14 protein-coding genes are annotated in these 13229 nt (G+C 36.9%); all 14 read right to left on the bottom strand.

Going from position 1 to position 13229, the window contains the following annotated elements; all coding sequences use genetic code 11:
* On the bottom strand, positions 1-530 hold a 530-nt coding region (locus tag B3763_RS04465), incomplete at its 3' end, for a glycosyltransferase family 2 protein (protein ID WP_286744137.1).
* Between the two features lie 4 nt (positions 531-534).
* Positions 535-1629: a DegT/DnrJ/EryC1/StrS family aminotransferase gene (locus tag B3763_RS04460; protein ID WP_286744135.1), complete on the bottom strand. Its 1095-nt coding sequence runs from the start codon at positions 1627-1629 to the stop codon at positions 535-537.
* Between the two features lie 9 nt (positions 1630-1638).
* Entirely contained in the window at positions 1639-2826 is a 1188-nt protein-coding gene (locus B3763_RS04455) for a formyltransferase family protein (RefSeq protein ID WP_189630638.1), read from the bottom strand.
* Entirely contained in the window at positions 2804-3256 is a 453-nt protein-coding gene (locus tag B3763_RS04450; RefSeq protein ID WP_189630637.1) for a sugar 3,4-ketoisomerase, read from the bottom strand. The genes B3763_RS04455 and B3763_RS04450 overlap by 23 nt, the downstream gene beginning before the upstream one ends.
* Positions 3222-3617, bottom strand: a complete 396-nt coding sequence (locus B3763_RS04445) for a sugar 3,4-ketoisomerase (protein WP_286744129.1) — start codon at positions 3615-3617, stop codon at positions 3222-3224. Before B3763_RS04445 ends, B3763_RS04450 begins: the two co-directional genes overlap by 35 nt.
* 48 nt (positions 3618-3665) lie before the next feature.
* The gene (locus B3763_RS04440; protein WP_189630635.1) at positions 3666-4400 is read right to left on the bottom strand and encodes a formyltransferase family protein; all 735 of its coding nucleotides are present in this window, start codon (positions 4398-4400) and stop codon (positions 3666-3668) included.
* Positions 4401-4931, bottom strand: a complete 531-nt coding sequence (locus B3763_RS04435; RefSeq protein WP_286744125.1) for a hypothetical protein — start codon at positions 4929-4931, stop codon at positions 4401-4403.
* On the bottom strand, positions 4928-5680 hold the full coding sequence (locus tag B3763_RS04430) for a phosphocholine cytidylyltransferase family protein (protein ID WP_286744122.1): 753 nt from the start codon (positions 5678-5680) through the stop codon (positions 4928-4930). The genes B3763_RS04435 and B3763_RS04430 overlap by 4 nt, the downstream gene beginning before the upstream one ends.
* Positions 5670-6200, bottom strand: coding sequence for a gamma-glutamyl-gamma-aminobutyrate hydrolase family protein (locus B3763_RS04425; RefSeq protein ID WP_286744119.1), 531 nt, complete (start codon positions 6198-6200; stop codon positions 5670-5672). The genes B3763_RS04430 and B3763_RS04425 overlap by 11 nt, the downstream gene beginning before the upstream one ends.
* Positions 6201-6287: 87 nt before the next feature.
* Positions 6288-8687, bottom strand: a complete 2400-nt coding sequence (locus tag B3763_RS04420; protein ID WP_189630631.1) for a PEP/pyruvate-binding domain-containing protein — start codon at positions 8685-8687, stop codon at positions 6288-6290.
* Entirely contained in the window at positions 8684-9985 is a 1302-nt protein-coding gene (locus B3763_RS04415; RefSeq protein ID WP_189630630.1) for a CDP-glycerol glycerophosphotransferase family protein, read from the bottom strand. Before B3763_RS04415 ends, B3763_RS04420 begins: the two co-directional genes overlap by 4 nt.
* A 36-nt stretch (positions 9986-10021) precedes the next feature.
* Positions 10022-10906 carry a class I SAM-dependent methyltransferase gene (locus B3763_RS04410; protein ID WP_189630629.1) on the bottom strand — a complete coding sequence of 295 codons (885 nt, stop codon included), beginning with the start codon at positions 10904-10906 and terminating at the stop codon, positions 10022-10024.
* Between the two features lie 11 nt (positions 10907-10917).
* Positions 10918-12198, bottom strand: a complete 1281-nt coding sequence (locus B3763_RS04405; protein WP_229838673.1) for an ABC transporter ATP-binding protein — start codon at positions 12196-12198, stop codon at positions 10918-10920.
* Positions 12199-12279: 81 nt separating this feature from the next.
* Positions 12280-13128: an ABC transporter permease gene (locus tag B3763_RS04400; protein WP_189630628.1), complete on the bottom strand. Its 849-nt coding sequence runs from the start codon at positions 13126-13128 to the stop codon at positions 12280-12282.
* Positions 13129-13229: the final 101 nt, after the last annotated feature.

The raw sequence follows: 13229 nt of genomic DNA, 5'->3' as shown, positions 1-13229 counted from the left end.
AAATGCTTGGTTCTATACAATATTGTAGGAGCAATAATTTTACTGGAGTTTATCATACCTTCAAGTAGAAGTTGGGAATTTTGCATACCCTCCAAATTCTCTCCTAAAATGAAATTATAATCAAGAACCTCACCATCTTCATTTATTCGATGTGCTGAAGAGTGAATGACAGATAGTTCCTTATGTTTTTCTAGAATAGACACCTGCTTCTCAATCTTATCAGGGAGCATAACATCGTCACAAGCAATCATTTGATAGTATTGTCCTCGTACTAGATTAAAAGCTTCGTTTAGTGTCGCACATACCCCCTGATTGACATCATGAACCAAAAGTTCACAATTAACAGAGTGTTTCCTAATCCAGCGATTAATAACATCTACTGAGTTATCTTTTGAACAATCATCAGCAATAATTAATTGAACATTTGAATATGATTGGCTTCTTATGCTATTCAAGGTTTCAATAAGAAATTGCTCATGATTGAAACAAACAGCTACTATACTCACCAATGGTCCTTCAACTCTGTTCATTATATCAAAACCGATTAATTAAATCACATACATAATCCACTTCATCCTTCTTCATTCCAATATAAAGTGGTAAGCTTAAAACCTCACGCGCAAGTTTCTCAGCAATTGGAAAAGCTCCTTCTGCAAAGCCTAAGTATTTATAAGCCCCTTGAAGATGCGGAGGAATAGGATAGTGAATGAGTGTTTCAACTCCTTTTTGAGATAAAAATTGTTGTAGTTCTGGTCTTCGATCTGTTCGAATCACGTATAGATGATGGACTGAAGTAGCTCCTTGAGCAATTTCATTTTTAATAACCTTGTCTGAAATAATACCTTCATTGTACCATTTAGCAATCTCTTTTCGTTCCTTATTCCAGTCGTTCAAATACTTAAGTTTTACAGAAAGGAATGCTGCCTGAATCTCATCTAGCCTAGCGTTATATCCGATTACTTGATTATGATATTTCTTTTCTGAGCCATAGTTTCTTATTGTCTTAAGCGATTGATATAATTCTGAACAATTTGTTGTTATAGCACCAGCATCCCCTAATGCACCAAGATTTTTACCAGGATAGAAACTGGTTGCATTGACATGGCCAAAACTCCCCGTTTTTCTATTATTGAAAGTTGCGCCCTGAGCTTGAGCATTATCTTCAACAACATATATCTTATAGTTATCTGCTATTTCCATGATCTGCTTCATTTCACAGGCTTGCCCATAAAGATGAACCGGAATAATGGCTTTCGTTCTACTCGTGATTGCTCCTTCTATTTTCTCAGGGTCAATGTTGAATGTGTCTTCTCGAGGTTCGACAAATACAGGAGTAGCCCCTGTATAGCTTACCGCTAAAACGGTGGCGATGAAGGTATTGGAAGGAACGATAACTTCATCACCCTCTCCAACGCCTAAAGCTCGCAAAGAGAGGTGCAAAGCCTCTAAACCATTTGATACACCAACCGCATATTTAGTTTCAGAGAATAAAGCATACTCTGACTCAAAGGTATTTACTTCTTCCCCTAAAATGTACCATCTGGAATCAAACACTCTTTTATATGCCTCTAAACACTCTTGATCAATCTGGTTATTAATCTTATCGAACGACAAAAATTTTATGTCCATTTTGGAGGATTAAGACTTGAACGCTTTTTGGAGAAGAACTGCTTGTGTTTCATCACAGTAGTCAAATATACTTTTACCAGATTCATCTTCTAACTTGATATCTAGTTCATATGCTCCTAACAAATGTAACATGCTGGGATCTCCACTATTTTTGAAATAAGTGAGAGCATACATTGGGAGGGTTGTTCCCCTATAGTTAGTACAATTGACATCAGCCCCCAATGAAATCAGATGTTGAACTATTTCCTTATGTCCATGGAAGACTGCCAGTATAATCGCACTCCAACCCCGATTATTCCTTAAGTTAATATCATATACTCTTGAAGCATAAGTCTTTACCTGAGAAAGACTACCATTGATACAAGCCAACCAAAGTTCATCGTAATAATCTTTATACAACTCAAGGTTATAATCGACTGATGATATTACAGTTTTAACTGAATCATCAGTTATTATTGAGCCAGGTTTTTGTACGCTTCTTTCATTGGTTACAGATGTCTTATATATTCTCCTTCCATTAAAAGTTGGTAACTGGTACTGCCTAAATGAAAAGGCTCTAAACTGATTATGGACCTCTATTGCCGTTTTATTAAAGTCTATACACAGGTTACTAAAATTCAACGAGTTAACAGAATAATAGGAACCTAAACGATTCGGCTGCGAAGAAGCTACAAACTTATTCAACAATAGTTTTCTAGCATTTTCTTTAAATAATTGAACACCGGCCTCGGTAAGCTTCAGATATAAATCTTGGCTGGTATCACAGTGATCAATCTTCACAATCTTTTGATCAATTATATCCCCGGTATCAATACCATGATCTATCTTATGAAGAGTCACTCCTGTTTGTTCTTCACCATTTAAAATTGGATGTACGGCTGGATACATCCCTTTGTAAAATGGCAGAAGTGAATAATGAATATTAAAGAGCATATTTGAACTAAACAATCCCGGCTTTAATATTCTATCAAATTGAAAGGAGAAAAATATTAGTTTATCCAATGGATAGACCTCTTCTAATTTTATACTAGGAATACCCAACTTATGAGACTCATATTTAAGTGATGGTTGCCAAGAAGTACAACCATCATCAGTATCAGATGGAACTACACAGTAATTAAACTCTGGAAATTCTTTAACAAGATACTTTAGGCTTTCTACAGCTAGAGCATGTTTACCTGCAACGCATATGATCATTATTTCTCTCTTTTGCTACGATAAACTCATCAAAACTTCGAACATAATCGGTTTCGTCATAGGGGTGAGAAGCCAGCACAAGACAGATTGAGCCCGAACTAAAGTTCTGTAATTCTCTCCAAATTCCAGGAACAATGTGAAGGGCATAATATGGTCTATTCAGACAAACTGTTCTTGTATTAGTACCATCACTTAATTTAACATCAAAGCTTCCGCTAGCAGCAATTAGATATTGTTGTAACTCTATATGAGCGTGTCCACCTCTCTCACTCCCACCAGGAACATCATAGAGATAGTAAACTCGTTTTATTTCGAACGGTATATTCTTCAGGTTCTCAACAACCGTAAGATTACCTTTCAAGGTATGAGCCTTATCTAAATCTAGAATAGAACAATCAAAGACCGTACTTTTTCTTAAACTCCGAGTCATTTGCAAGTTCTTTTATTGAATAGATATATTCTGTCTTATCAAAAAAGTTTGAAGAGGCTATTAGTGCCAGTGAATTAGTGGAGAAGTTCGTCAATTTTCTCCAACAGAGGTTAGGAACATATAGAGCTTTGTATGATCTTCTAAGAGGAAATATATCAAAGTCTTTGCCGTTGAATACCTCTACATCAAAACTTCCAGACAAGGCTACAATCACCTCATGGCTATGTCTGAGTGCGTGACCTCCCCTTTCCTCATCTCCAGGTACATCATAAATCCAATGCACCCTTTTAATTTCGAAAGGAAAGTTACTACCCACCTCAAAAAAAGTAAGGTTGCCACGAATATCTTCTATTTTAGGCAACAACAACTCTCTACAAAAACTCAAATCAGATCAAATATAAATTCCAAATCAGGTTAAACCCATTAATGCCACGTGCTTCAAAACCGGATGTATGATGTAATATTCCTCAGACTTAGATGTATCTACTTTAAAAGAGCTCAACTCTCCTGATAAGTACCGCTTCATGGTCTTGAAAAAGCAATCCCCACGAATTACATGATCAAACCAACCGTCCAAATCAACTCCTTTATTAGGAACTACATATTCTTCCTGGTATAGAATTTCACCATCATCTATCTTTTCAGTCATCCAGAATGATGTTACTGTGCAATTATGCCCTTTCAGGATGCTGTAAAATAGAGTTGTACTGCCGCGTTCATCGGGCAAACTTCCTGGATGCATATGGAGGTACTTTCTTTTGCCATTAAAGTGTTTGCCTTTTAAAATCTGCCCACCATAGCCTGCATAAACCACCACATCCACCGATAAGTATTCTAAAAGCGTCAATAACTCCTCCGAATTTACATCATCGCTAATAATTTTATGGTAAATCCACCCATTCCGATCAAAGGTCTTTTCAATGGGTTCGTTTAAATCTGGAATAAAAATATTCTCTTTATCAAAATACTCACCAGTCTCATCGTTTAAAAGAGACTCAGGGCAAGTTCTCAGCGTTTGACCATAGAACACACCTAGAATTTCAACATTCCGATCGAGTTGCCAAACTCTCTCCAATTGCTGGGCATAGGTTCGTGCTCTTTTCGTCTCTCCAGCCAAAAGCACTATTCTTTTATTATTCGACATTTAATCCCTTCTAAGTTCTAAGACAAATCTTACTTCTTGAGCTAACGTTTCTCTTAGCAATTCCACATCCAATTCCTCACCCATCTCATACACACTCAAAACAATATCATTTAGTTTAAGAAGAGCATTTAGCAGTGGAAGTCGGTTTGAATCAGCATACTCCTTACATAAGACTAAGCTAAAGAGCTGATACAACCTATACTCGTTGTACAAGCTCTTATCCTTAGGCCTAAAATTTTCGTCATAGGATGAGTATATCTTCTTTGTAACCTCGAACCTCTTGACTAGTAGGTTTAATTTTTCTTTGTTGAGTTCACCTTTGTTGTTTTTAATACCTATCCACTCTAAAAACAAACCTTCGGTGCTAGAGCCAGTTATTCGATTTAGTTTGTAACAAACAGAATCATCATTACCTTGTACTACTTGCCTACTTGTAAACCAAGCATCCAAAAACCTCTCCCCCTCAAAAACCGAATATGAATAGTCAATTTTGACTCGAGGCACTTGTGTTGATAGATATTTATATTTCATCGCCAATCATGTGCCCATTCCGGGTTTTTATTCAACTCTCTTTCATAACATAATACATCATCATAAGAGTCTACCTCACACCACTGACCCTTAACATAAACCACATTAATTGGCACTCCTTTTTCAAGAAGTAAATTTAGTAGTGAAGTCATATCAATATTATCCTTCCTCTCTTGAGTCAACTCATCATAAACAGACCGTACAATTCCCCACCCTTTGGGAGATAACTTAATCAAGCCCATATATTGAGCTTCAATATCATTGAAGTGATGAGTTTTACCTCCTATAGCATTCAATCTTCCATCTTTGGTAATGAATGTCTCAGCGTCTTCAAAAGGATTCTCAAATCTAAGCTTCCAAAGTGCGAACCATTCCTTATCGGCAGTAATCGTTATATCTGACTCAACTTTCTTAAGCTCTTCGATATGAGATTTATGATAGACAATATCTGAGTATGATATAATGGTAGGTTCTCTTATTGAAGAGTCAAAACAAAAAAGCGAAGCGACCATGTTAGTCTCTGCCCATCTTTCATTTTTTATATACTGTAATCCTGGCCGATTTATCAATTCACTCCTGTAACCTCTTACCACATAGACATCTTCTATCCCAGCCTTTCTCAGCGCCTCAATTTGCCAATCTAATAAGGTTTTTCCAGCTAGTTCAGTAAGACACTTGGGTTTTGTCTCAGTATGTTCCTTCATTCTTGAACCTCTTCCTGCGGCAAGGATAATTGCTTTATTTTCCATATTCACGAATGTGATTTATAATAATATCTGCTGTATCTTTATCTATATCCCTCTCTCTTTCGGGATGCCACATTAGTCCCAATACATGCTTATATCCCAAGGCCTCAACCGTTCCATCCACTGAGTCAAAGCCCAAAGCAGACAACCCTTTTCCAAGACTATTCTCCGTGATTTTTCGAGAGTGATACGAATTGACCACTCTTCTTTTCTTTAAGAAGAAAATCTCATGGTCATGCGCAACGTGTCTTTTTCTGAATGTCTCTCCTCCATCTACAGTATTACCCCCAAAAAAAGCATTAATCATTTGCATACCTCTGCAAACGCCTACTAAAGGTATCTTGGAATCTAAAGCATACTTAATCAGCATTGTTTCAGTATTATCTCTTGATTTGTCGGTACCAATATCTTCTCCACCAGACAAAAAAATCATGTCTATTCCCCAGTCTCGGACAAAGGTTGTAACCGAATCTTCTATATTAGGAATGAACATATACTGATCCCTTGAGAACTTAGAAGCCATGAACTTATTCCAATCTTGGGCAATGGAGTCCCTATATTCCTCGTAGGAATCTGCCCTTGTAATTCTCATTGTAATCCCAATCCTCATTTAGCTTTGAATAGTTATGGGCTCAAGTCGATTGCTTTTACAATCCAATAAGCACTTCCTGGCTCTCAATACTCGTTCAAAAGGTTGCTCTCCACACCCTATTGCTGCCGGAATACCGTACTCAGCACTTCTAATGGCCATATGAGAGTTGGCACCTCCATATTTGGTTACAAGCCCGCCTATTTTACGAGTAAATATCCAATCGTAACCAGGGTCTGCTCCTTCAATGCATACTATTTTTCCCTCCATGTCTGGAGCACTTCTGCTACTTGCTTCAATTAGTACAACCTCAGCCTCTATTCTGGTATTTCCTATAAAGTTGGCTGCACTTCGTTGCATAGGAACAATATGGACATCACGAACAGATCGAATGAGGTAACTCAACTTAAAAGAAGAAGCTATATCGTAGTTTTCGATCGCTTTTGAAATTTTATCTTGATAATAGGGTCTAATGTCATTTGTGAGAGGTTCAAATAACATATTCAGGATGTCCTCAATCTCCAGCATTGAAACCTCATACCTAGAAAATCCCTTTAACTCACCCCATTTAGCTGCTAACTCAAGAATATCTGACAAATGCTTGGTAAAAATAAACTTGGCATACTCTCTGCCTTTTATAGACTGTTCTGCATAATGCATAAGTCTTTTAGCATCAATCCCATTAAACCCACTTTCATAAATCAGTACATTCAATTGAGATTCTTCTTTGTTTGTTAGTTTGAATTCAGACTTGCATTCCTTTCCACTCATAACGCGAGCTTCAGAAAACAAATCGGGTCTATTACAATAATTAGGAGAGAGTATGTCGTAGCTACTAGGTCTTAAGTGACCATAGGTTTGAAGAAAAGTATCTTTATTTAATCTACCCTCAATAACTGACGAATAATCCTCACTCATCTTACCAGAAATAGTAATTATACTTCTTCTGAATTCTAATAGTCGTTCTTTCGAAATAGCATTTTTTCTCACTGCAGACCTCAAGAGTGACTCTGCTATGAAACCATGTCTTGCTAAAATTGAGAATGGTAATGTCCCCAACTCAATACATTCATCAATTAATTTACTTATACAACTTGCGAGTAAAAAAGAGTTCTTTTCTTCTGAAGAACCTATCTGAAATAACTGGGCTTCTTTCAGAAGGTCTATGGTTCTTAGTGAACGATTAAGAGAACTATTAAATTTATCTATGACTGCATCTTCGGTAAGTTTTCTCAGTAAACTTTTGTACACCAAAAACTCCTCCCTGTTAAGAGTACCGCTATATCTCGATTCAAAGTCTTCCTCGAAACAGAAATCAAAGGCAGTATGAACTATTTCAAATTCTATTTTGTCATGAAGGTGAGGGTTACGATTGAGTCTATCCACAAATGCATTTACTAATTTCTCACTTATACCTCCCGGTAATCCGTCCGGTAGAAAAGAGTTGATACTCTTTCTTACGTCTATATAAACCCTTCCGAAAAGTGAAACCATTAAATCCATTTTGGGCATTTTGCGATACCCCATTTGCTCGCGAGCCAGTTGCCAAGTTGATTGGGTAATTAACTTTCGGTAAAGCGACCTAGCAAGAGGGTGAGGTAATACTCCAATCATCTCTGCAGGATTCCAGTCTGGCATAAATCCCAGCAATGTGGTGCTGCCATATAGATCTGGACGGGGCTTGAAGGCCTCATGAATAAATTGCCTCAAGTATATCATTCTGGACGACACCTGACTTATTATGGCCTTATCCCATTTATCAACCGTAACTATCCTACGTACCTGTAAAAGGTGTACTAAACCTTCAGAGTCAATTGCAAACTCTATATCAAGTGGAATATCTGGGAATGTTGACTGAAGCTCTCTAATCAATTTAAGTACTTTAAGCAGTAGTTCAGAGTCAAAATCTTCTTCCTTTACTCCATTATATATATATACAGTTTTGTTAATTGAGCTACCACTCGTTACAGTATCTGTCAAACCAGACTTATCATCATAGTTAATCACGTAGTAAGGAGACCCATCGTCTAGAACCTGAGTCATTACCACTCCGCTCATTACCACATTTGTCACCATTGGTTGAACCAAAACCTGATTTGACTCTTCTTCATTATATGAACCTATTACCCGATTTATGGCGGCAGTTAAATCAGACTCCTTACAGGAAACATTTAGTAGACTGGTAAAGGCCCCAGCCATTGAAGAATTAATAGTATCTTCTGCGATTGAGCTGCTTCTGACAGCCAATTTGCCACTGTCTTTAAATTGTCTTATAATTTCAAGAATGACCTTCTGCTTATTAGTATGCCAATCTTTGGTAGTAAAAAAGTAAATCTTCGGCACATTATAGCCGGCCTCAGACAAAATATGAAGAGTCTCGGCTTTTGTTCCTGTAAGTTTATAGTTGATCTCTGATTTCAAGGACATAAAACGTTTTTCAATTCATGATATATTCTTTCACTGGCCGTTTTCTCGCCCTTGGGAAGTACCTCGTTAAAAAAGAAATGCTCCCTTTGATTCTTTAGACTATCATTGCCAGATATTACAATATCATCTATAAAATCACTGATATCATTACTATTTCTACCATGATATAGATGTGAGAAAACCTCTCTACCAAACGAATTGAACCTTTCTGATACCAATTCGTCATGTACTAGAAACATTATAGGCTTATGGAAATATAGATACTCTACCATAAATGAAGCGCTATCCATGACCATTGCATCCGAATAATAGAAAAGATCTAAATACTCGCTTTCCTCCAGTTGACCATTGGGTAGATTTTGCCAACTCCTATAATAGCTATCGGTTCTCATCTTACCCCAATCGGGGTGCTTATATAGCTTTTCCTTTAATAGCGGGTGCGGTTTGAAGGCAATTTGAATATCACTTCTATTTCTAAGTTGTTTTATAAACCAATCGGCATAGAGAGTAAAACAAGAGTAATCCAATTTACTCCCTTGACCTTCAATACTATGGTGAGGTGCCCAAATAATTCTCTTGACGCTTTTCCTATCCTTCACCTTCCAAACATCTTTTGGCGAATAGCTGGAATCAAAAATAGTATCTAACGCTGGGTAACCTGTAACAACCACACGGTTATTAAACTTACCTAAGAAACTTGTGGCATACTTCCCATGGGTTTTTGTTTCAACGAAGTACTTCCATAGTCGCCTATGAATTTCCTGTGCATAGTGAATTCGTAATGAATGGATTACTACGAATGCATATGGTACGTAACAAGTAAGCACATCGCTATTATATATTTGTGAGTAATACTTCTCAAAAGTAAGTCGATGTGGATTGGTGAAAAAAACGATGTCTGGTTGATAAGTAGCTTGTAAATCCAACCATTCATTATTATCCCTATTGTATACAGACAACCTAGGATAGTTTTTATCACCAAAAAACTTTACAACTTTCTTGTAAAGCTCCATATCTGGTTGACCGTTTCTAACGAAAGGAATTACAACAATATAAGGTAAAAACCTACTATCTTCTTGCAAGAGGCGGAAGAGAGAATCATACTTCCAAATCGTGTCATGAATTACTAGGAAAAACACTTTAACCTGTCCAGCAGACTTTATTCTCCTAAGCTGAGCCCTTTGAGTCTTACTTAAACTTCGATTGCGTTGATACTCATTGAAGGATATGTAGAAGCTCCAAATACCTAAAGACTTCAAAAAGCTTTTTACCGTATCCTTAAACTGATTCAATTGTTTGTAAGTAGATAAACAATAAAGAATAGGAGCTCAATACTCATATTCGTGCCTCGCCTTATCCAAACTAAAAGATGAGTATTTTTCAGATATAGAAGGTTTCTTAATGAACACTGCAAATAGCTTATCGATATCCGCTGGATAAAAAGCCTTCACCATTTTGTACTTCTTTAAATCAAAATATTGACTTGCGATAAGGAACTTTTGATCAAGATCACTATCATCTCCATTAATATTATGACTCTCAAAAAAAAGTACTCCTCCATTATTGAGTAAATTGTATATCTTATATATATAATCCTCAAAACTCATGTTCAAATTACCATCTATCGTAAAGTGATTCGAAAGTGAGAAAACCGCGTCAAACTGATTATTGAAACTGTAGCTCATGAAGTCTGCCTTAATAAAATTGACATTTCGAACTCCAAGATGATTTTTAACACATTCACCCATCCTTATCAGATAAGGGTTTAGTTCAATCCCTACAACTTCTTTGTAATAATCAGATAAGTAAATCGAAAGGAAGCCACTATTTGAGCCGATATCTAATACCCTACCATTAGCGTTAAAGAAATCATATACATCATAGCTCTTCATTCTTGCCTCAGTCGGTTTAATCCCATGGATACCCACTCTCTTATACCCTTGATAAAAATACCCTTTACAATAGACAAAAGAATTCCATGATTCAACTTGTTGCTTCCTTAGTTTATTGAGGTCTTTATGGAGTTTTTTAAGATCACGATCTTTCTTGGCATGCGCTTTATCTAACTTGGTCAAGTACACAGCTAAATAATCGTAGCTTTTAAGGTTCTCACCTTTTTTAAGAATTAAATAACTTCTTCTTTTTTCAAGAATTGAATCAATAATTCTATTTATAACAGGGACCTTTTTTAAAAAATTCAGTATTCTTTTCATACAAACATATTCTATCCTACTGGTTCGAAATTCACTTCAGGACTCATATCTAAATAGAGTGTCCCTGGTAATACCTTAGGCAAATCTTTTTCGAACTCTGAAGATAGTTCAAACGCAATAAACTCTTCTACCTTCCACAGTACGTACCTAGCATTTTCTCCAAAGATAAGACCTAGTTTGTAGTGTCCAGCATTAAGTATATATGGCTGTATATGGAACGATATTGTATAAACCCCTCTTCTTGACTTCGGATTATAGGCTAATTTGTGTCCTTGATGGATCACGATTTCATCTTTGAGGTTTGTAACCTGTACTGTAGTAGCTAGATTAATATCTTCTTTTCTATTATAGAAACTATACTCAATTTTTATCCCTGAACTGATCGATAGAACATCACCATTTATAGGAGAAACATTAATATTAAGAATTTTTATATTCTCATTCCCTGGAGCATCTTCAAAATTCCAAACTGAATTACTATGTAAATTGAGTTTTAGCTTCTGTGCATTTGCATAAAAATTAACTGCTGAATTAGCATCACTATCAAACTTCACTTGTCCATTCTCTAATACAATTGCGCGAGTGCAGAGTTTTTTTACACTCTCCATATTATGACTCACAAACAAAACGGTTCGACCTTCCCCTTTGCTCACGTCCTGCATTTTACCAATGGCTTTTTTTTGAAACTCTGCATCTCCCACAGCCAACACTTCATCAACAATCAGAATCTCAGGTTCCAAGAAAGCTGCAACAGCAAATGCCAGGCGCACCTTCATTCCCGAAGAATATCGTTTTACGGGCGTATCTACATAACGTGCACAGCCAGAGAAATCTACTATTTCATCAAGTTTGGATTTAATTTCGGCCTTGGTCATACCCAGAATGGCCCCATTTAAAAATATGTTTTCTCTTCCGGTGAGTTCAGGATGAAAGCCCGTACCCACTTCCAGCAAAGCTCCTATTCTGCCAAAAGCAGTTATTTTCCCGGTAGTAGGACCGGTAACTTTAGATAAAATCTTAAGCAGCGTGCTTTTACCGGCTCCATTCTTACCAATAATTCCTAGTACCTCACCTTGCCTTACTTCAAAGTTTATATCCTTTAAAGACCATACATAGTCCGAGTTTCCTGCCTTACTTCTGTCGTTAGTTTCGCCAATTTTAAGGAAGGGATCCTCCTTGCCTCGAATTCTGGCCCACCAACGATTCAAATCGTGACTTATGGTGCCGGTACCAACAACACCTAGTCGGTATTGCTTGGAAAGGTTCTCTACTTTAATCGCTATGTCACTCACTCTCTTAGTAATCGATTAGTAATTTTTCATTCAGCTTACATTTCTTGATTGCCTGAAAAGAATAATCACTCAAATTATGGATCATACAGTATCCATAAAATTCTTCTCTGTTCTATTGAAAATAATGAGGCCAATAAGAAACAGTACTATTGCAAACACAATTGAGTAACCCAAATGCATATAATTCATGCTACCTGAACCCAGAAACATGAACCTAAACGTCTCAATAATAGGAGTCATTGGGTTGGCCAAAATAAAAGGCTTGTACTTAGCAGGTAAGCTAGATAGAGGGTAGATGACCGGAGTAGCATACATAAGTAGCTGTACTCCGAAAGTAATCAAAAACTTCAGGTCTCTATATTTAGTTGTAAGGGCAGAAAGAATAAAACCAAAGCCAAGACCCAACAACATCATTATTACAATAAGTAGCGGAAACAAAAACAACTCTGGCTGTAGATTCAAACTGAACTGCCCGGTAATTACATAAAATGCATAAAAGCCAAAGAAAAGGAGCAACTGAATACCAAACATGGCCAAATTGGTAATCGTAATAGAAATGGGCATAATAGCCCTTGGAAAGTACACCTTCCCAAAAATCTGAGCGTTCTGGGTGAATGTATTAGAGGTTTTGTTCAGAGAGTCAGAAAAGTAACGCCAACATGTAACACCAGCCATGTAGAATAACATTTTTGGTAATCCATCTGTTGAGAGTCCTGCTACATTCCCAAAAATCAGCGTGTAGGTAAGTGTGGTTAAAATGGGCTGAATAAAATACCATAGTGGGCCTAGTATTGTCTGCTTGTATTGGGCTACAAGATCTCTCCTAACGAATAAGAAGAGTAAGTCTTTGTATTGAGCTATTTCACGAAACTTTAGATCGAACCAGGCAGATCTTGGTTCAATTACAGTTTTTACTCTTTCCTGTCTCAACGTTTAAATCTCTTTAAAAAATTCCCTTTACTACTTTGGGTTTCCTCATCGGAATAGTAGCCTCCACCATAATTACCGTAGCCATAGCCATAGCCATAGCC

It is taken from the genome of Roseivirga sp. UBA1976 (assembly GCF_002336325.1).
Lineage (GTDB): Bacteria > Bacteroidota > Bacteroidia > Cytophagales > Cyclobacteriaceae > Roseivirga > Roseivirga thermotolerans.
This window is presented reverse-complemented; position numbering and strand designations above follow the sequence as displayed.